General features: G+C 73.5%; 19 protein-coding genes. 8 read left to right on the top strand and 11 right to left on the bottom strand.

Annotation, left to right across the window (positions count from 1 at the left end):
• The 10 genes from GC157_07115 to GC157_07070 form a co-directional block, all read right to left on the bottom strand.
• On the bottom strand, positions 1–909 hold a 909-nt coding region (locus GC157_07115; protein ID MBI1377235.1), incomplete at its 3' end, for a DUF222 domain-containing protein.
• Between the two features lie 212 nt (positions 910–1,121).
• Positions 1,122–1,712, bottom strand: a complete 591-nt coding sequence (locus GC157_07110) for a hypothetical protein (GenBank protein ID MBI1377234.1) — start codon at positions 1,710–1,712, stop codon at positions 1,122–1,124.
• Positions 1,713–1,777: 65 nt separating this feature from the next.
• Positions 1,778–2,188: a DUF59 domain-containing protein gene (locus GC157_07105; protein MBI1377233.1), complete on the bottom strand. Its 411-nt coding sequence runs from the start codon at positions 2,186–2,188 to the stop codon at positions 1,778–1,780.
• A complete protein-coding gene (locus GC157_07100; protein MBI1377232.1) occupies positions 2,122–2,580 on the bottom strand; it encodes an SUF system NifU family Fe-S cluster assembly protein in 459 nt (152 codons plus the stop codon). Before GC157_07100 ends, GC157_07105 begins: the two co-directional genes overlap by 67 nt.
• On the bottom strand, positions 2,580–3,926 hold the full coding sequence (gene sufS / locus GC157_07095) for a SufS family cysteine desulfurase (GenBank protein MBI1377231.1): 1,347 nt from the start codon (positions 3,924–3,926) through the stop codon (positions 2,580–2,582). The genes GC157_07100 and sufS overlap by 1 nt, the downstream gene beginning before the upstream one ends.
• Positions 3,923–4,687, bottom strand: coding sequence for a Fe-S cluster assembly ATPase SufC (sufC, locus tag GC157_07090; protein ID MBI1377230.1), 765 nt, complete (start codon positions 4,685–4,687; stop codon positions 3,923–3,925). The genes sufS and sufC overlap by 4 nt, the downstream gene beginning before the upstream one ends.
• Positions 4,688–4,702: 15 nt before the next feature.
• Entirely contained in the window at positions 4,703–5,044 is a 342-nt protein-coding gene (locus GC157_07085; GenBank protein MBI1377229.1) for a Rieske 2Fe-2S domain-containing protein, read from the bottom strand.
• Positions 5,041–6,252, bottom strand: a complete 1,212-nt coding sequence (sufD, locus tag GC157_07080) for a Fe-S cluster assembly protein SufD (protein MBI1377228.1) — start codon at positions 6,250–6,252, stop codon at positions 5,041–5,043. The genes GC157_07085 and sufD overlap by 4 nt, the downstream gene beginning before the upstream one ends.
• On the bottom strand, positions 6,253–7,665 hold the full coding sequence (gene sufB, locus GC157_07075; protein MBI1377227.1) for a Fe-S cluster assembly protein SufB: 1,413 nt from the start codon (positions 7,663–7,665) through the stop codon (positions 6,253–6,255).
• A complete protein-coding gene (locus GC157_07070; protein MBI1377226.1) occupies positions 7,662–8,426 on the bottom strand; it encodes a MarR family transcriptional regulator in 765 nt (254 codons plus the stop codon). Before GC157_07070 ends, sufB begins: the two co-directional genes overlap by 4 nt.
• Positions 8,427–8,543: 117 nt before the next feature.
• On the opposite strand from GC157_07070, the gene GC157_07065 reads away from it, so the two are divergent.
• From GC157_07065 to GC157_07055, 3 genes are all read left to right on the top strand, one after another.
• Positions 8,544–9,440, top strand: coding sequence for an ATP-binding cassette domain-containing protein (locus GC157_07065; GenBank protein MBI1377225.1), 897 nt, complete (start codon positions 8,544–8,546; stop codon positions 9,438–9,440).
• Between the two features lie 98 nt (positions 9,441–9,538).
• The gene (locus GC157_07060; GenBank protein ID MBI1377224.1) at positions 9,539–10,225 is read left to right on the top strand and encodes an ABC transporter permease subunit; all 687 of its coding nucleotides are present in this window, start codon (positions 9,539–9,541) and stop codon (positions 10,223–10,225) included.
• Positions 10,222–11,274 (top strand): heme A synthase, encoded by a 1,053-nt coding sequence (locus tag GC157_07055; protein ID MBI1377223.1) that lies wholly within the window; start codon positions 10,222–10,224, stop codon positions 11,272–11,274. The genes GC157_07060 and GC157_07055 overlap by 4 nt, the downstream gene beginning before the upstream one ends.
• Positions 11,275–11,327: 53 nt before the next feature.
• On the opposite strand, the gene GC157_07050 is transcribed toward GC157_07055, so the two are convergent.
• Positions 11,328–12,248, bottom strand: a complete 921-nt coding sequence (locus GC157_07050) for a protoheme IX farnesyltransferase (protein MBI1377222.1) — start codon at positions 12,246–12,248, stop codon at positions 11,328–11,330.
• Between the two features lie 189 nt (positions 12,249–12,437).
• On the opposite strand from GC157_07050, the gene GC157_07045 reads away from it, so the two are divergent.
• From GC157_07045 to pgl, 5 genes are all read left to right on the top strand, one after another.
• Entirely contained in the window at positions 12,438–14,549 is a 2,112-nt protein-coding gene (locus GC157_07045; GenBank protein MBI1377221.1) for a transketolase, read from the top strand.
• Positions 14,550–14,634: 85 nt separating this feature from the next.
• Positions 14,635–15,744 carry a transaldolase gene (gene tal / locus GC157_07040; GenBank protein MBI1377220.1) on the top strand — a complete coding sequence of 370 codons (1,110 nt, stop codon included), beginning with the start codon at positions 14,635–14,637 and terminating at the stop codon, positions 15,742–15,744.
• A 12-nt stretch (positions 15,745–15,756) separates the two neighbouring features.
• Positions 15,757–17,298 carry a glucose-6-phosphate dehydrogenase gene (locus GC157_07035; protein MBI1377219.1) on the top strand — a complete coding sequence of 514 codons (1,542 nt, stop codon included), beginning with the start codon at positions 15,757–15,759 and terminating at the stop codon, positions 17,296–17,298.
• Complete coding sequence (locus tag GC157_07030; GenBank protein MBI1377218.1) at positions 17,295–18,401, top strand: hypothetical protein; 1,107 nt, start codon at positions 17,295–17,297, stop codon at positions 18,399–18,401. Before GC157_07035 ends, GC157_07030 begins: the two co-directional genes overlap by 4 nt.
• Positions 18,398–19,174, top strand: a complete 777-nt coding sequence (pgl, locus tag GC157_07025; protein ID MBI1377217.1) for a 6-phosphogluconolactonase — start codon at positions 18,398–18,400, stop codon at positions 19,172–19,174. Before GC157_07030 ends, pgl begins: the two co-directional genes overlap by 4 nt.
• Positions 19,175–19,199: the final 25 nt, after the last annotated feature.

The raw sequence follows: 19,199 nt of genomic DNA, 5'->3' as shown, positions 1-19,199 counted from the left end.
CTTGTGGGCGCGGACGGTCGCGTCGGGGTCGTGGCGGGCGATGAGCTTGTCGAGGTGCCTGCGCAGCTCGGACGGTGTGAGGGTCCGGGCCTTCTCCAGCGCCTGGGTCTCGATCGTCGCGAGCACCTCGGGGTCCGTGATGTGCCGGGTCTGGTCCACGAGCACGGCGCAGTGCCGCTCGGTGATCTCACCCGCAGCCAGCGCCGCCCCGAACCCCGGGAAGAGCTCCTTCAGCGCGCGGGCACGGTCGATCTCCTTCGACGCGCCGTACATGCTGTTGTGGGTGGCATACGCGACCTCCTGCTCGGCCGCCGCGTCCGCGAACGACGCGTGCGCGCTCGTCGAGTCCGGGCACGCCTTGGCCGCGAATGTCGCCTCGGCCGCGAGTCGCATCGCGGCCAGCCGCGCCTCGAGCCGCGCGGTGACCGCGATGAAGTCGATCAGCTCCGCCGGCTCGCTGATCGCCTCGACGTCGATCCTGTTCAGCAGCAGCGCGTCGGTGGCCTGCACCGGCCGCTTGAGGACGTGGGCCAGCACGCTCGGCTGGCCGGTGAGCCAATCCAGCGGGCCGACGGCTGCCTTGCCCATCTCGAGGTAGATCTCCCAGTGCGAACCTGCGGGGCCGGTGGTGTCCGGGTCGTCGAGGACGGTCATCGGGCACCTCCCTCGCGGTCCGGCTGGGGTTCGAACGAATGTAGGAATGCTACCGAAGACCACCGACAGACACAACCCCAATCCCCAGTATTTCCAAGGGATTTGGCCGATTCGACTGTCCACAGGATGTGGACAGCGATGTCCTCGTCGACGGGGCAGTTCGGCACCCGGTCGCGGACCCGATGATCCGATCCGCGCCCCCGGCGGCTCGCGTGCGGCGACAACCCTGAGCGCACGACGGCCGATCAGACGCATTCCGCGAGAGCAAGGGTCACTCGCGCCCGCGGACGGCCGAGCGACGCGATTGGGCAGCGACGCGGTTCGCGCCGAGACGTTGGCGACCGGACTGGCGTGCGTCGAAAGTTCGTGGCCCAAGCCGAGTGCCGAGGACCCGACCGCGGGTGCACCTCTCTTTGAGTGGTGGCTCAGTCCTAAGGCGTCGGGATGCCCAGCGAGTCGGGTTCTCGTCAGCTGCCGTCCCAGCGGACGACGAGAAGGTCATGGACTGCACTTTGCCCGGCGTACGAGCCTGCCCCTCCAAAGAGTCGGACGACCAACGGCAGCGCACCCGTCTCGGAGACCCGCGTGCCGAGCCAGGTGGTGTACCGGGCGAGTGCCGCCTCTCGCAGTTCGTCAAGGTCGCTATCGGCGTAGCGACTGGTAGCCGGTGGTTGGACGGTGGATACCACGAGGACGAACAAGCCACCGCACGCGGACATGCGTCGCAGGTCCTTGCCCAGCCACTCGTCTGCTCTATCCCGCAAGGGAGCCGTGCCGTCAAACGCCTCCGGGATCGCGAAGTGCGCCTGGGCCGACTTGAACTCGACGGACGTCTCGCCGAGCTGGAGATCCGCCCGTGCCCGACCGCCGAGGCTCGCCTCGCGATGCGCTCCCGAACTCTCCAAAGCCTCGGTACCGAAGATCTCGTAAACCCACTCCATCTCACAGTGGGCGCGGGACGTCGCAGCGCGCGCCAGCTTCCGCTGAGCGCGCCGGTCGTCGGCTACCTCGGCGATCGCAGCACGCAATAGCCCCATGGCGTCCGCACTCGATGGCATGCACCCAGGCTAGGTCCTCGCTACGCGCGATGAAGTAGCTGGGAGTGGAACGGTCGGGCGGCCGGCTACAGGTTGAAGCCGAGGGCGCGCAGCATCTCGCGGCCGTCGTCGGTGATCTTGTCCGGGCCCCACGGGGGCATCCAGACCCAGTTGATGCGGTAGTCGGCCACGACGCCGTCGAGGGCGGCGCGCGTCTGGTCCTCGATGACGTCGGTGAGCGGGCAGGCCGCGGAGGTGAGCGTGAGGTCGATCGTCGCGGTGTTGGCGTCGTCGACCGCCACGCCGTAGACGAGGCCGAGGTCGACGACGTTGATCCCCAGCTCGGGGTCGACGACGTCCTTGAGCGCCTCGAGCACGTCGTCCGTCGGCGTCACTCCGCCGCCGCCGGCGATGGGGGCACTGGTCTCGGTCACGGGGTTACCTCCGGTGTCTGGCCGGGCGCGGCCTGGGCGACCGCGTCCTTCCACGCCATCCATGCCAGCAGCGCGCACTTCACGCGTGCCGGGTACTTCGCCACCCCGGCGAACGCGACCGCGTCCCCGAGGACCTCCTCGTCGGGCTCGACCTGGCCGCGCCCCTGCATCAGCGCGAGGAACGCATCGGCCGTCTCGAGGTCGTCGGACACGGACCGCCCGACGAGCTGCTCGTGCAGGACGCTCGCCGACGCCTGGGAGATCGAGCAGCCCTGACCGTCGTACGAGACGTCCGTGACGGTGTCGCCGTCGAGCTGCACGCGCACCGTCAGCTCGTCGCCGCAGGTGGGGTTCACGTGGTGGACCTCGGCGCCGAACGGCTCGCGAAGCCCTCGCCCGCGGGGGTGCTTGTAGTGGTCCAGGATGATCTCCTGGTACAGCTTCTCGAGGTCCATCAGGCCACCCTGAAGAAGCTCTGCGCATGGCGGACGGCGGCCACGAGGTCGTCCACGTCGGCCGGGCCGTTGTAGACGTAGAACGTCGCTCGTGTGGTGGCGGCGACGCCGAAGCGCCGGTGCAGCGGCCAGGCGCAGTGGTGGCCCACCCGCACCTCGACCCCGCGGTCGTCGAGCACCTGGCCCACGTCGTGGGCGTGGATCCCGTCGACGACGAACGACACCGCGGACCCGCGCGCCTCGGCGTCGCGGGGGCCGACGACCGTGACGCCGGGCACCTCGGCGAGGGCCTGCAGCGCGTACGCCGTGAGCGCGTGCTCGTGGGCGGCCACCGCGGCCATCCCGGTGAGCGAGCCGTCGGCGGACGCGAGGCCGCCGAGGTAGTCGACGGCCGCACCGAGGCCGACCGCCTGCGCGGCCATGGGCACGCCCGCCTCGAAGCGCTGCGGGGGCGGCGCGAAGGTGGAGGCCTCCATGCGCACCACCTCGATCATCGACCCGCCGGTGAGGAAGGGCGGCATGGCCTCGAGGACGTCGTAGCGGCCCCACAGGACGCCGATGCCCGAGGGTCCGAGCATCTTGTGCCCGCTGAAGGCCAGCACGTCGACGCCGAGCTCGCGGACGTCCAGCGGCATGTGCGGCACGGACTGGCACGCGTCGAGCACGACGAGGGCCCCGACCGCGTGCGCGGCGTCGGCCACCCGGCGCACCGGGGTGACGGTGCCGAGCACGTTGCTCTGGTGCGTGAGCGCCACCACACGGGTGCGCTCGGAGAGCACCGCGGCGAGGCCGTGCTCGGGGTGGTCGAGGTCGAGCCGGCCCTCGTCGTCCACGCCGATCCAGCGCAGGGTGGCCCCGGTCTTGTCGCAGACCTCCTGCCACGGGACCAGGTTGGCGTGGTGCTCCATCTCGGTGACGACGACCTCGTCGCCCGGTGCGAGCACGAACCGCTCCGCCCCGTCGGGCAGCGCGGCGCCGTGCTGGGCCTTCGCGGTGGCGTTGCTGTAGGCGTACGCGACGAGGTTGAGCGCCTCGGTGGCGTTCTTGGTGAAGACCAGCTCGCGCGCCTCCGCTCCGACGAGCGCGGCGATCCGCTCGCGCGCGGACTCGTAGGCGTCGGTGGCCTCCTCCGCCAGCAGGTGCGCGCCGCGGTGCACCGCGGCGTTGTGCCGCGTGTAGAACTCGCGCTCGGCGTCGAGCACCGCGAGCGGCTTCTGCGACGTCGCGCCGGAGTCGAGGTAGACCAGCCGGTTCCCGCCGCGCACGGTGCGCGACAGGATCGGGAAGTCGGCCTTCACCCGGTCGACGTCGAGCAGCCCCGTGAGCGGGGCGTGCACTGCGGTCATGCCGATGCCGCCGCCTTCACGTAGGAGTCGTAGCCGTTGGCCTCGAGCTCGTCGGCGAGCTCCGGGCCGCCCTCGGCGACGATCCGTCCGTCGACGAACACGTGCACGAAGGTGGGCTTGATGTAGCGCAGGATGCGCGTGTAGTGCGTGATGAGCAGCGTGCCCACCGTGCCCTCGGACGCGACGCGGTTCACACCCTCCGACACCACCTTGAGCGCGTCGACGTCGAGGCCGGAGTCGGTCTCGTCCAGGATCGCGATCTTGGGCTTGAGCAGCTCCATCTGGAGGATCTCGTGGCGCTTCTTCTCGCCGCCGGAGAACCCCTCGTTCACGCTGCGCTCGGCGAAGCTCGGGTCGATCGAGAGCGCCTGCATCGCGGACTTCATCTCGCCCAGCCAGGTGCGCAGCTTGGGCGCCTCGCCGCGGACCGCGGTGACCGAGGTGCGCAGGAAGTTCGACACCGAGACGCCGGGCACCTCGACCGGGTACTGCATCGCCAGGAAGAGGCCCGCCCGCGCGCGCTGGTCGACGCTCATCGTGAGGACGTCCTCGCCGTCGAGGGTGACCGTGCCGCTGGTGACGGTGTACTTGGGGTGCCCGGCGATCGAGTAGGCGAGCGTGGACTTGCCCGAGCCGTTGGGGCCCATGATCGCGTGGGTCTCACCCGATCGGACGGTGAGGTCGACGCCGCGCAGGATCTCGCGCGCGCCGCCGTCGGTCTCGACGGAGACGTGCAGGTCGCGGATCTCGAGAGTGGCCATGGGGTCGGTGCTCCTTCAGCGGGCGGATGCGTCGACGGTGACGTCGACGAGGACGACGGCGTCGTCGCCCTCGCCCTCGACGCTCACCAGGTAGACGGGGACGGGGGTGGAGGCGGGGGGTCCGGAGGGCTGGCCGGTGCGGACGTCGAAGCGCGACCCGTGCAGCCAGCACTCCAGCGTGCAGCCATCGACCTCGCCCTCGGAGAGGGCCACGTCGGCGTGCGAGCAGACGTCGCGCAGCGCGTGCACGCCGCCCTCGCCGTCGCGCACGACGGCCACGGGCACGCCCTGCGCCACGACGCCTAGCGCGCCGGGGCTCGGGACGTCGACGAGCTTGCAGACCTCGACCAGGCTCACTCGGACTCCTCCTCGTCGTCGCCGGCGGTCTCGCCGAAGCCGAGCCGCTGCTCGATGCGGGTGGTCAGGTCGCGCTGCCACTCCGGCAGGCCGAGCCGGTTGACGACGTCGGCGAAGAAGCCGCGGACGACCAGCCGGGTCGCGACGTCGGCCGGGATGCCGCGCGCCTGGAGGTAGAACATCTGCTCGTCGTCGAAGCGGCCCGTGGCGCTCGCGTGGCCGGCGCCCACGATCTCGCCGGTCTCGATCTCGAGGTTGGGCACGCTGTCGGCGCGGCTCGCGGTGGTGAGCAGCAGGTTCCGGTTGAGCTCGTAGGTGTCGGTGCCGACGGCCGCGGCGCGGATGAGCACGTCACCGATCCACACGCTGCGGGCGACGCCGTCCTCCCCGGCGTCCGGGTCGCCGGACAGCGCGCCCTTGTAGAGCACGTTGCTGCGGCAGTGGGGCACGGCGTGGTCGACCAGCATCCGGTGCTCGATGTGCTGGCCGGCGCGGCTGAGGAAGACGCCGAGCAGCTCGGCGTCGCCGCCGGTGCCGGCGTACTCCACCGTCTCCAGGACCCGCACGGCCGAGCCGCCCAGGGAGGCCTGGAAGGAGCGGAACGTCGCGTCGCGCCCGACGCGGACCGCGACGTGGGCGGCGTGCACGGCGTCGTCGGCCCAGTCCTGCACGTGCAGCAGGCGCAGGCTGGCCCCGTCGCCCACGAGCACGCTGAGGTGCTCGGCGTACTGGGCCGAGCCGCTGTGCTCGACGACGACGGTGGCACGGGCGAACGGGCGCACGTCGAGCACGACGTGGCTCCAGGCGACCGAGGCGGCGTCGTCGCCGCGCAGGCGCAGCACGACGGGCTCGTCGGCGGCGGACTCGGGGACGGTCACGCGCACGGCGCCGTCGGCGCGCGCCACGGCGAGCGCGGAGATCCGGTCGACGGGCAGCGGCAGCCCGGCGAGGGCCGGGTCGTCCGCGGCGAGCTCGTCGACGACGACCCCGACGGGCGTCTGCGAGGTCCACGACAGCCGGACGTCGGACGGGGCGCCGTCGAGCAGCGCCGCGAACCGGCGCAGCGGGGTGAACCGCCACTCCTCCTCGCGACCCGTGGGCCGCGCGAAGTCCTCAGGGTCGCGCGAGAGCACCCGCGGCGCGTGGTCGCGTGCGGGGGTGGTGAGCGAGACCTCGTTCTCGCGGGTCTCGGTGGTGGCCGCGGACACTCAGCCCACCGCTCCTTCCATCTGCAGCTCGATGAGCCGGTTGAGCTCGAGGGCGTACTCCATGGGCAGCTCGCGGGCGATCGGCTCGACGAAGCCGCGCACGATCATCGCCATCGCCTCGTCCTCGGTGAGCCCGCGCGACATCAGGTAGAAGAGCTGGTCGGCGCTGATCTTCGAGACCGTGGCCTCGTGGCCCATCGACGCGTCGTCGGTGCGGACGTCGACATAGGGGTACGTGTCAGACCGGCTGATGTCGTCGACGAGCAGCGCGTCGCACTTCACCGTGCTCTTGGACCCGTGCGCGTCCTCGTTGATCTGGATGAGGCCGCGGTAGGACGTGCGTCCGCCGCCGCGGGCCACCGACTTCGACACGATCGACGACGACGTGCGCGGCGCCGCGTGCACCATCTTGGCGCCGGCGTCCTGGTGCTGGCCCTCGCCGGCGAACGCGATCGACAGCGTCTCGCCCCGGGCGTGCTCCCCCACCATCCAGACGGCCGGGTACTTCATCGTGACCTTCGACCCGATGTTGCCGTCGACCCACTCCATCGTGGCCCCGGCCTGCGCGACCGCGCGCTTGGTGACGAGGTTGTAGACGTTGTTGGACCAGTTCTGGATGGTGGTGTAGCGGCAGCGCGCGCCCTTGCGCACGATGATCTCGACGACGGCCGAGTGCAGCGAGTCGCTCGAGTAGATCGGGGCGGTGCAGCCCTCGACGTAGTGCACGTACGCGCCCTCGTCGACGATGATCAGCGTCCGCTCGAACTGACCCATGTTCTCGGTGTTGATGCGGAAGTAGGCCTGCAGCGGGATCTCGACGTGGACGCCCGGGGGCACGTAGATGAACGAGCCGCCGGACCACACCGCGGTGTTGAGCGCCGCGAACTTGTTGTCGCCGCTGGGGATGACGCTCCCGAAGTACTCCTTGAACAGGTCCTCGTGCTCGCGCAGGCCGGTGTCGGTGTCGAGGAAGACGACGCCCTGCTCCTCGAGGTCCTCGCGGATCTTGTGGTAGACGACCTCGGACTCGTACTGGGCGGCCACGCCGGCCACGAGACGCTGCTTCTCGGCCTCGGGGATGCCCAGGCGGTCGTAGGTGTTGCGGATGTCGTCGGGCAGGTCGTCCCAGGAGGCCGCCTGCTTCTCCGTCGAGCGCACGAAGTACTTGATGTTGTCGAAGTCGATGCCGCTGAGGTCCGAGCCCCACGAGGGCATCGGCTTCTTCTGGAACAGCCGCAGCGCCTTCAGGCGGGTCTGCAGCATCCAGTCCGGCTCGTTCTTCTTCGCGCTGATGTCGCGCACGACGTCCTCGGACAGGCCGCGGCGGGCGTTGGCGCCCGCGACGTCGGCGTCGGCCCAGCCGAAGTCGTAGCGACCCAGGCCCTCGAGCTCGTCGTGGATCTCGGTCGTCATGACAGGACCTCCAGAGGTGCGTCGGGACGGGTCGTGGTGCGCGGCGCGGCGGGTGCCGCACTGGGCGCGCGGGAGACGAGCGTCGTGCAGACGCCGTCGCCGTGGGCGATCGTGGCCAGGCGGGTCACGTGCGCGCCCAGCAGCCGGCCGAAGGCCTCGGTCTCGGCGTCGCAGAGCGCGGGGAACTCGGCCGCCACGTGCGCGACCGGGCAGTGGTGCTGGCAGACCTGGGCGGTGCCGCCGGTGCTCGCCTGCGACAGCGAGGCGGCGTAGCCGTCGGTGTTGAGCGCCTCGACCAGGGCCTGCGCCCGCTCGTCCGGCGCGACGCCGGCCACGCGGGGCCCGTAGCGGCGCTCGAGCTCGAGCACGCGCTGGGCGGCGAAGGCGGCGACGGCGTCCGGGCCGAGGGTCTCGCCGAGGAAGCGCAGGGCGCCGACGGCGATGTCGTCGTAGGCGGACTCGAAGGACTCCCGGCCGGCGTCGGTCACCGAGTAGACCCGGGCCGGGCGGCCTCGGCCCCGGGCCACGGAGCGGCCGGCACCGGGCCCGTACGGCGCCCGCTCCCCCGCCTCCACGTGGCCGGACTCGACGAGGGAGTCGAGGTGGCGCCGCACCGCGGTGGTGGACAGCTCGAGCCGCTCGGCGAGGGCCGCCGCGGTCTGCGGGCCGCCCTCGAGCAGGGCCTGCGCCACGCGCGCAGGAGCCCCGGTGAGGCGGACCGTCGATTTCACAACCTCATTGTTGCCTAATTCCTCCGGCACCGCGAACGCGGGGTCCGACGGGCCGTGGGGCCCCGCCCCCACGGGGGCGGCCCGCGGGCGCCTGCCTACACTCCGGACGTGACGATCCCGGCGCCCGAGCCCGCGCCCGCGGCGGTCGTGCTCGAGGACCTGCGGCTGTCGTACGGCGAGGTCACGGCGCTCGACGGGCTCTCCCTGAGCGTGCCGGCCGGCTCGATCCTGGCCCTGCTCGGCCCCAACGGGGCCGGCAAGACGAGCACCGTCGAGATCTGCGAGGGGTACCGGCGTCCGGACTCCGGCACGGTGCGGGTGTGGGGCCTCGACCCGCAGCGCGACGGCGCCGCGCTGCGGCCGCGGGTCGGCGTCATGCTCCAGGAGGGCGGGATCTACGCCTCGGCGCGTCCGGCGGCGATGCTGCGCCACCTCGCGGCCTTCTACGCCGACCCGCTCGACGTCGACGACCTCGTCGCCCGGCTCGGCCTCGAGACGGTGCGCGCCACCTACCGGCGGATGTCGGGCGGGGAGAAGCAGCGCCTGGCCCTGGCCTGCGCCGTCGTCGGCCGCCCGGACCTGGTCTTCCTCGACGAGCCGAGCGCCGGGATGGACCCGCAGACGCGGCTGGCGGCCTGGGACCTCGTGGAGCAGCTGCGCCGCGACGGCGTCACCGTCGTGCTCACCACCCACCTCATGGACGAGGCCGAGCGGCTCGCCGACCATGTCGTGATCGTCGACCACGGCCGCGTCGTGGCCACCGGGACGCCGGCCGAGCTGACCGGCGGCGGCGAGGTCCTCGCCTTCGGCGCCCGGGCCGGGCTCCCCCTGGACGGGCTGCGCGGGCGGCTGCCCGCCGGGGCGCGCGCGCTGGAGGCCTCCGCCGGGTCCTACCGCGTGGAGGGCAGCCTCGGCCCGGACGTGCTCACCGCGGTGGGCACCTGGCTGTCCGACCTCGGCGTCGAGCCCTCCGGCATGACCACCGGGAGGCGCAGCCTCGAGGACGTCTTCCTCGACCTCACCGGACGGGAGCTGCGGCCGTGAGCGCCTCCGCCACCTCGGCCCCCGGCGGCCTCGCCCCGCGACCCGGGGCGGCCCCGCGCGGGCGCGTGCTCGCCACCCAGACCCTCGCCGAGATCCGCATGACGCTGCGCAACGGCGAGCAGCTGCTGCTCACGCTGGTGATCCCGGTCGTCCTGCTGGTCGCGCTCTCCCACCTGCCCGAGTCCGTCGTCGGGCACTCCCCCGCCGTGGACGCCGTGGTGCCGGGCATCCTCGCGCTCTCGGTGATCTCCACCGCGTTCACCGGCCAGGCGATCGCCACCGGGTTCGAGCGGCGCTACGGAGTCCTGCGCCTCCTCGGGTCGACCCCGCTGGGCCGCGACGGCCTGCTCGTGGCCAAGACCCTCGGCGTGCTCGCGGTCGAGGTGGTGCAGGTGGTGCTCGTGTGCGGAGTGGGCCTCGCGCTGGGCTGGGCCCCGGTGGGCGACCCGCTGTCCGCGGCCGTGCTCCTCGTCGCCGGCACGTTCGCCTTCTCGGCCCTCGGCCTGCTGCTCGCCGGCACCCTGCGCGCCGAGGCGACCCTCGCGGCGGCCAACGGCATCTACCTGCTCCTGCTGGCGCTCGGTGGGGTCGTGGTGCCGGCCGACCGGCTCCCGGCCGTGCTCTCGCCGCTGGTGTCCCTGCTCCCCTCCTCGGCACTGGGCCAGGGCCTGCGCGAGGTGCTCCTGCACGGGCAGGGCCTGCCGTGGGGCTCGGTGGCGCTGCTGCTCGTGTGGGGCGCGGCCGCCGCCTGGGCCACGGTGCGCACGTTCCGCTGGTCGTCCTGACCCTCGGCCGGGCGGGTGCCCGGCGACCGGCGGGGCCCTCACCTACGCTGGCTCCCGTGACGACGCAGCTGCCCGGGACCGCCGAGCGCGGCGCGGCCGCGGCCGACCACCCGGACGGCCGGGCCCCGCGCGCGGCGCGCGGCGTCTACGTGGCCAACCTCGTCGCCCAGATGGGCATCGTCGTGACCGGTGCCGTCGTCCGCCTGACCGGGTCCGGGCTGGGCTGCCCCACGTGGCCGCGCTGCACCGACGACTCGCTCACGCCCGTGGCCAACCAGCCGGAGAGCTGGCACAAGTACGTCGAGTTCGGCAACCGGCTGCTCACCGGCGTGCTCATCGTGCTGGCCCTCGCCGCGCTGGCCGCGGGACTGCTCGACGCCCTCTGGCGGCGCCGGCGCGACGGCCTGCCGGCCCGGCGCGCCCTGACCTGGCTGGCGGCGGTGCCGCTGCTGGGCACCTTCGCCCAGATCCCCCTGGGCGGCGTCACGGTGCTGACCGGGCTGAACCCCCTGGCGGTCGGCTCCCACCTGCTGCTCTCCATGGGCCTGATCGCCCTGACGACCGTGCTCGTGCACCGCGCGGGCGAGCCCGGGGACCAGCCGGTGGCGGTGGTCGTCCGGCGCGAGGTGCGGGCCGGGGTGATGGTGCTCACCGCGCTGTTCGGCGCCGTCCTGGTGATCGGCATGGTGGTGACCGCGAGCGGCCCGCACGCCGGCGACGAGCGCACCCACCGCCTCGGGCTCGACCCGCAGACGGTGAGCTGGCTGCACGCCGACGTCGTGGTGCTCTCGCTGGGGCTCCTCGCGGGCCTGCTCGTGGCGCTGCGCGCCACCTCCGCGCCGCCGAGGGTCCGCGAGGCCGCGAGCCTGCTGCTCGTGCTCGTGCTGGCCCAGGGGTTCGTGGGCTACACGCAGTACTTCACCGGCCTGCCCTGGGCGCTGGTCGCGGTGCACGTGCTGGGCGCGACAGTCGTGTGGTGGGCGGCGGTGCGGCTGCTGCTGACCACCCGCACGCGCGGCCTCGAGCTCCCAGACGCACCCGCCGCCTGATCCCGCACCAGGTGGGGCGGATGCCGACGTAGCAGCCGGCCGAGCGGCACCGCTCAGCGCCGCACGAGCACGTCGACGGCGACGGCGAGGAACAGCAGCGCGAGGTACGAGATCGAGCCGTGGAACAGGCGCATGGCCCGCACGTTGCGCTCGCCGCGGCGCACCCGGCGCAGCAGGGCGTGCGCCTCGAGGAGGAACCAGCCGCCCAGCGCCACCGCGGCCACGGCGTAGACGGGACCGGTGCCCGCCGCCGGCACCAGCAGCAGCGACGTGAGCACCATGGCCCACGAGTAGCCGATGATCTCGCGGGCCACGCGTGACAGCGGAGCGACCACCGGCAGCATCGGCACGCCCGCGGCGGCGTAGTCGTCCTTGAACCGCAGCGACAGCGGCCAGTAGTGCGGCGGGGTCCAGAAGAACACGACTCCGAAGAGCACGAGCGGCGCCCACGAGAGCGACCCGGTCACCGCGGCCCAGCCGATGAGGATCTGCATGCAGCCCGCCGCGCCGCCCCAGACGATGTTCTGCGGGGTCCGCCGCTTGAGCAGCATCGTGTAGCCGACGACGTAGAGCAGGATCGCGGCCGCGGTGAGCACGCTGGCCAGCCACGTGGTGGTGAGCGCGAACCACGCGACCGAGACGACCGACAGCGTCAGCCCGAACACCAGCCCGGCGCGGGGGCTGATCTCCCCCGTGACGAGCGGGCGGTGCCCGGTGCGGGCCATGAGCCCGTCGATGTCGCGGTCGACGTACATGTTGAGGGCGTTGGCGCCGCCGGCGGCCAGGTAGCCGCCCACGAGGGTGGCGGCGACCAGCCGCAGCGAGGGCACCCCACCGGCCGCGAGGAACATGGTGGGCACGGTGGTGACGAGCAGCAGCTCGATGATCCGGGGCTTGGTGAGCGACACGTAGGCCGCGAGCCGCGAGCGGGTGCGCACCGGCCCCACCGGCGCGAGGCCGTCGCGGATGTCGATGACGAGGCCGTCCTGGGTCGACTCCCCGGAGTCGGCGGCCCGCGGGTCGACAGCCGTCACGGACCACGCTCCCCGGAATGCGGCCGGTGCACGACGGCGGTCCGGCGGCCTCGGCGACACCGGACGGCGCCGCCTGGCGGAGTCTACCGGCCGGGTCGCCGGCGCAGGTCGCGCCGGTAGGCTCGAACCGTGACGTCTGACGCGGTCGACACCGCTGCCCCCGCCCCGTTCGACCCCGCCTCGTGGACCGACCTGGACCGGCGCGCCGTCGACACGATCCGGGTGCTGGCGGCCGATGCGGTGCAGAAGGTCGGCAACGGCCACCCGGGCACCGCGATGAGCCTGGCCCCGGCGGCCTACCTGCTCTTCCAGCGCTACCTGCGCCACGACCCCGCCGACGCCGGGTGGCTGGGCCGCGACCGGTTCGTGCTGTCCTGCGGGCACTCGTCGCTGACCCTCTACATCCAGCTGTTCCTGTCCGGCTACGGGCTCGAGCTCGCCGACCTCGAGTCGTTCCGCACCTGGGGCTCGCTCACCCCCGGCCACCCCGAGCTGCACCACACCGTCGGCGTCGAGACCACCACCGGCCCCCTGGGCCAGGGGCTGGCCACCGCGGTCGGCATGGCGATGGGCCAGCGCTACGAGCGCGGCCTGCTCGACCCGGACGCCGCCCCGGGCACCAGCCCGTTCGACCACCACGTGTGGGTCATCGCCTCCGACGGCGACCTCGAGGAGGGCGTCACGTCCGAGGCGTCCTCGCTCGCGGGCACGCAGCGGCTGGGCAACCTCACGGTCGTCTGGGACGACAACCGCATCTCCATCGAGGACGACACCGCCGTCGCCTTCAGCGAGGACGCCGTGGCCCGCTACGCGGCGTACGGCTGGCACGTCCAGACCGTCGAGATGGGCGAGGACGGCACGGTCGACGTGCCGGCGCTCGCCGCGGCGCTCGACGCCGCCCGGGCCGAGACCGAGCGCCCGTCCTTCATCCGGCTGCGCACGGTGATCGGCTGGCCGGCACCCACTCTGCGCAACACCTTCAAGGCGCACGGCAGCGCGCTCGGCGTCGACGAGGTGCGCGCGGTCAAGGAGATCCTCGGCTTCGACCCGGACGCCTCGTTCGTCGTCGAAGACGACGTCCTCGCGCACGCCCGGCAGGTCCGCGAGCGCGGCGCCGCGCGGCGCGCCGCCTGGGACGAGCGCTACGAGGCGTGGCGCGCCGGCGCGCCGGAGCGCGCGGCCCTGCTCGACCGGCTCGTCTCCGGCGCGCTGCCCGACGACCTGCAGCTGCCCGAGTTCCCCGCGGGCAAGGACGTCGCCACCCGCAAGGCCAGCGGCGAGGTGATCCAGGCGATCGCGGCGGCCCTGCCGGAGTTCCTCGGCGGCAGCGCCGACCTGGCCGAGAGCAACAACACCACCATCGAGGGCGCTCCCTCGTTCCTGCCGCCGGGCACCGAGGTGTCGCCGACGTCGCCGTTCGGCAAGAGCCAGTCCCCTTACGGCCGCGTGCTGCACTTCGGCATCCGCGAGCACGCGATGGGCTCGGCGCTGTCCGGCCTGGCGCTGTCGGGCCTGCTGCGCCCGTTCGGCGGCACCTTCCTGGTGTTCAGCGACTACATGCGCGGCGCGGTGCGCCTCGCGTCGCTCATGGGTGTCGGCGTCACCTACGTGTGGACCCACGACTCGATCGGGCTCGGCGAGGACGGGCCCACGCACCAGCCGGTGGAGCACCTCTGGGCGCTGCGGGCGATCCCGGGCCTCTCGGTCGTGCGGCCCGGCGACGCGAACGAGACCTCGGTGGTGTGGGGCGAGATCCTGCGCCGCCGCACCACCACGGGCCTCGCGCTGACCCGCCAGAACCTCCCCACGCTCGACCGCACCGAGCTGGCGCCGGCCGACGGCGCGGCACGTGGCGGCTACGTGCTGGCCGAGGCCTCCGGCGGGACGCCCTCGGTGCTGCTGCTGGCGACCGGGTCGGAGGTCTCGCTGGCGCTGGCCGCGCGCGACCTGCTCGAGGCCGACGGCGTGCCCGCGCGCGTGGTCTCGATGCCCTGCCTCGAGTGGTTCGACGAGCAGGACGACGCCTACCGCGAGCAGGTGCTGCCCGCGGGCGTCCGCGCCCGGGTGTCCGTGGAGGCGGGGATCGCGCAGGGCTGGTGGAAGTACCTCGGCACGCACGGCCGGGCCGTGTCGCTCGAGCACTTCGGGGCCTCGGCCGACTACAAGACCCTCTTCCGCGAGTTCGGCATCACGCCGGAGGCGGTGGCCGCGGCGGCACGGGAGTCCCTCGCCTCGCTGTGACGGCGGTGGCCCGCGCCGCGGCGGCCGGCCCGTCAACCGGGCGGTGCCGGGGGCGGGCCCGGCCGTGCCTCGTTAGGGTCGGACCATGACCGACCCACTCGCTGCCCTGTCCGCCGCCGGCGTCTCCATCTGGCTCGACGACCTCGACCGTGCCCGGCTCTCGGGCGGTGGCCTCGCCGCGCTGGTCGCGGGGTCGCACGTCGTGGGCGTCACCACCAACCCCTCGATCTTCGAGAAGGCCATCAGCAAGGGCGCCACCGACTACGCCGACCAGGTGCACGACCTCGCCGTGCGCGGGGTCGACCTCGGTGAGGCGGTGCGGGCCCTGACCACGTATGACGTGCGCTGGGCCTGCGACGTGCTCGAGCCCACGTGGTCGCGCACCGCCGGCGTCGACGGTCGGGTGAGCATCGAGGTCGACCCGCGCCTGGCCCGGGACACCGAGGCGACCGTGGCCGAGGCCAAGGCGCTGGCCTGGGCGGTCGACCGGCCCAACACGTTCATCAAGATCCCGGCCACGGTCGAGGGCCTGCCGGCCATCACCGCGGTGCTGGCCGAGGGCATCAGCGTGAACGTGACGCTGATCTTCTCCGTGGAGCGCTACCGCGCCGTGCTCGACGCCTGGCTCACCGGCCTGGAGCGGGCCCGCGACGCCGGGCGCGACCTCTCGCGCATCGAGAGCGTGGCCTCGTTCTTCGTCAGCCGGGTCGACACCGAGGTCGACAAGCGGCTGCCGGCCGACTCGCCGCTGCGCGGCACCGCGGCGATCGCGAACGCGCGCGTCGCCCACGAGACGTTCTCTCAGGTGGTCGCCGGCGAGCGCTGGCAGGCGCTCGCGGCCGCCGGGGCGCACGTGCAGCGGCCGCTGTGGGCCTCCACCGGCGTCAAGGACCCGGCGTACGCCGACACCCGGTACGTGGTCGACCTGGTCACGCGCGACGTCGTCAACACCATGCCGGAGGCCACGCTCGACGCGACCCGCGACCACGGCGAGGTCGTGGGCGACACGATCGTGCCGAACTACGCCGCCGCGCACGCCGCCCTCGACGCGCTCACCGCCGCGGGGATCGACCTCGACGACGTGGTGCAAGTGCTCGAGGAGGAGGGGGTCGCGAAGTTCGTCGCCTCCTGGGAGGAGCTGCTCTCCACCGTCTCCTCCGCGCTCGACCTGGCCCGCGCGTCCGCCGGTCGCTGAGGGGCCGGCCCGATGAGGACCACGGTCTCGACGCCGTCGGACAACCCGCTGCGCGACCCGCGCGACCGACGGCTGCCCAAGATCGCGGGGCCGTGCAGCCTCGTGATCTTCGGCGTCACCGGCGACCTCGCGCGCAAGAAGCTCATGCCCGCGGTCTACGACCTCGCCAACCGCGGGCTGCTCCCGCCCGGGTTCGCTCTCGTCGGGTTCGCGCGGCGCGACTGGGCGGACCAGGACTTCCAGCAGATCGTGCACGACTCCGTGCGCGAGCACGCGCGCACCGAGTTCCGCGAGGACGTGTGGAACGAGCTCTGCAAGGGCCTTCGCTTCGTGGCGGGCGACTTCGCCGACGAGGATGCCTTCGACAACCTCTCGCAGGTCGTCCTCGACCTCGACCGGGTCCGCGGCACGCGGGGCAACCACGCGTTCTACCTGTCGATCCCGCCGAAGTTCTTCGGCGACGTGGTCCAGCAGCTCAAGCGCTCGGGGCTGTCGGTGTCGAACGACGGCGCCTGGCGCCGGGTGGTGATCGAGAAGCCGTTCGGCCACGACCTCGAGAGCGCCCGGGCGCTCAACGCCACGATCGACGAGGTGTTCCCGTCCGGCTCGGTGTTCCGCATCGACCACTACCTGGGCAAGGAGACCGTGCAGAACCTCATGGCGCTGCGCTTCTCCAACACCATGTTCGAGCCGATCTGGAACGCCAACTACGTCGACCACGTGCAGATCACGATGGCCGAGGACATCGGCATCGGCGGCCGGGCCGGCTACTACGACGGCATCGGCGCGGCCCGCGACGTCATGCAGAACCACCTGCTCCAGCTGCTCGCCCTCACCGCGATGGAGGAGCCGCTGTCGTTCCAGGCCAACGACGTCCGCCTGGAGAAGGAGAAGGTGCTGGCCGCGCTGACGCTGCCGCACGACCTCGACCTGCACACCGCCCGCGGGCAGTACGCCGCGGGGTGGCAGGGCGGCGAGCAGGTGATCGGGTTCCTCGACGAGGAGGGCATCGCCCCGGACTCGCACACCGAGACCTTCGCCGCGGTCCGACTCGGCGTCGACACCCGCCGCTGGGCCGGGGTGCCGTTCTACCTGCGCACCGGCAAGCGGCTCGGCCGGCGCGTCACGGAGCTGGCGATCGTCTTCAAGCGTGCGCCGCACCTGCCGTTCACGGCGACCGACACCGAGGAGCTCGGGCAGAACGCCATCGTGGTGCGGATCCAGCCCGACGAGGGCGTCACCATGCGGTTCGGGTCCAAGGTGCCCGGCACCCACATGGAGGTGCGCGACGTCAACATGGACTTCGCCTACGGCGACTCCTTCACCGAGTCCAGCCCCGAGGCCTACGAGCGCCTCATCCTCGACGTCCTCCTGGGCGACCCGCCGCTGTTCCCGCGGCACGAGGAGGTCGAGCTCGGCTGGAAGGTGCTCGACCCGGTGCTCGACCACTGGGCCGCCCGCGGCGCGCCGGACCAGTACGAGTCCGGCACGTGGGGGCCCGCGTCCGCGCACGAGATGATCGCCCGCGACGGGCGCAGCTGGAGGCGGCCATGAGCGTGCGGCTCGACGACACCACCGCCGCGCAGGTCGGCCTCGCCATCTCCTCCGAGCGCTTCCGGCAGGGCTCCTCGGCCGTGGGCCGGGTGCTCACCCTGGTCATCGTGGCCGACGAGGCCACCCAGGCCGACGCCGTGCGCGCCGCCGCCGAGGCGGCCCGCGAGCACCCGTGCCGGATCCTCACCGCCATCCCCCGGCCCGGCCGCGGGCCGGCCCGCCTCGACGCCGAGATCACCGTCGGCGGCAGCGACGGCATGGGCGAGCTGGCCGTGCTGCGGCTGCGCGGCCCGCTCTCGCACCACGTGGCCTCGGTCGTGCTGCCGCTGCTGGTCCCGGACGCGCCGGTGGTCGCCTGGTGGCCGGAGGACGCGCCCGACGACCCGGCGTCGGACCCGGTCGGCCGGCTGGCCCAGCGACGGATCACCGACGCCTCGGCGGCCTCACGGCCGCTCAAGGCACTCGACGTGCGCCGGCAGCACTACGCCGCGGGCGACACCGACCTCGCCTGGACCCGCATCACGCCCTGGCGCGCGCTGCTGGCCAGCGCCCTGGACCTGCCCTACGAGACCATCACCGGCGCCACCGTGCAGGCCCAGCGCAGCAACCCCTCCGCGGTGCTGCTGGCCGCGTGGCTCCAGCACGGCCTCGGCGTGCGGGTCGACGTCACGACCAGCCGCGGTCCGGGGATCACCGGGGTGACCATCCGGACCAAGCGCGGGGACATCTCCGTCACCCGTCCCGACGGGCGCGTGGCGACCATGACGCGGCCCGGCTTCCCCCACCGCGAGGCGGCCCTCCAGCGCCGCACCGTGGAGGGCCTCATCGCGGAGGAGCTGCGCCGGCTCGACCCCGACGAGATCTATGGCGAGACCCTCGGCGCGCTGCCCTCGCTCGCGCTGTTCGCGGCCCACGTCCCGGACAAGGAGAAGCCCGTGGCCAAGCGCTCCACGGACGTCGCGGCCACCACGCGGCTCCCCGCACCGGACGGAGCGGCGGCCGCGGACGGCGAGGCCCCCCGCCGACGCGCCGCCGCCGGCACCGGCACCGGGCGCGCCCGCTCGTCGGCCGGCACGTCCGGCCGCGGCAAGGCGGGCTCGTGAGCACGCCCGAGGTCCTCGTCCACCGCGACGAGCGCGCACTCGACGACGCCATCGCGGCGCGCCTGGTCACGGCGCTCGTGGACGCGCAGGCCGGGGGCCGGGAGGCGCACGTGTGCCTCACCGGCGGCACGCTGGGCATCTCGTGCCTGGCCGCGCTGCTCGCCTCGCCGGCCCACGACGCGATCGACTGGCCGGCCTTGCACGTGTGGTGGGGCGACGAGCGCTTCGTCCCCTCCGGCGACCCCGACCGCAACGAGCTCCAGGCGCGGCAGGCGCTGCTCGACCACGTGCCCCTGGACCCGGCCCGGGTCCACCCGATGCCGAGCACCGACTCGGGGCTCGACGCCGAGGGTGCCGCCGAGGCCTACGCCGAGGAGCTGCGCCGTCACGCCCGCACGGAGGACCACGCCGACCTGCCCTCGTTCGACGTCTGCCTGCTGGGCATCGGGCCGGACGCGCACATCGCGAGCCTGTTCCCGCAGATGGCCGGGATCCACGAGACCCGCCGGACGGTGGTGGGCGTGCACGGCTCCCCCAAGCCCCCGCCCACGCGCGTGTCGCTCACCCTGCCGGCCCTGCAGGCCTCGCGCGAGGTCTGGCTCATCGCCTCGGGCCAGGGCAAGGCCGACGCGATCCGGCTGGCGCTCTCGGGCGCCGGCCCGGTGCAGGTGCCCGCCGCCGGGGCGCGTGGCCGCGAGCGCACGCTCGTGCTGCTCGACGAGGCGGCGGCCTCCGCCCTGCCCCCGGACATCCGCCGCATCGCCAGCCCCTGAGGTCCGGGTCCGGCGTACGCCGCGC

This window comes from Frankiales bacterium (assembly GCA_016125335.1).
Taxonomy (GTDB): domain Bacteria; phylum Actinomycetota; class Actinomycetes; order S36-B12; family CAIYMF01; genus Longivirga.
This window is presented reverse-complemented; position numbering and strand designations above follow the sequence as displayed.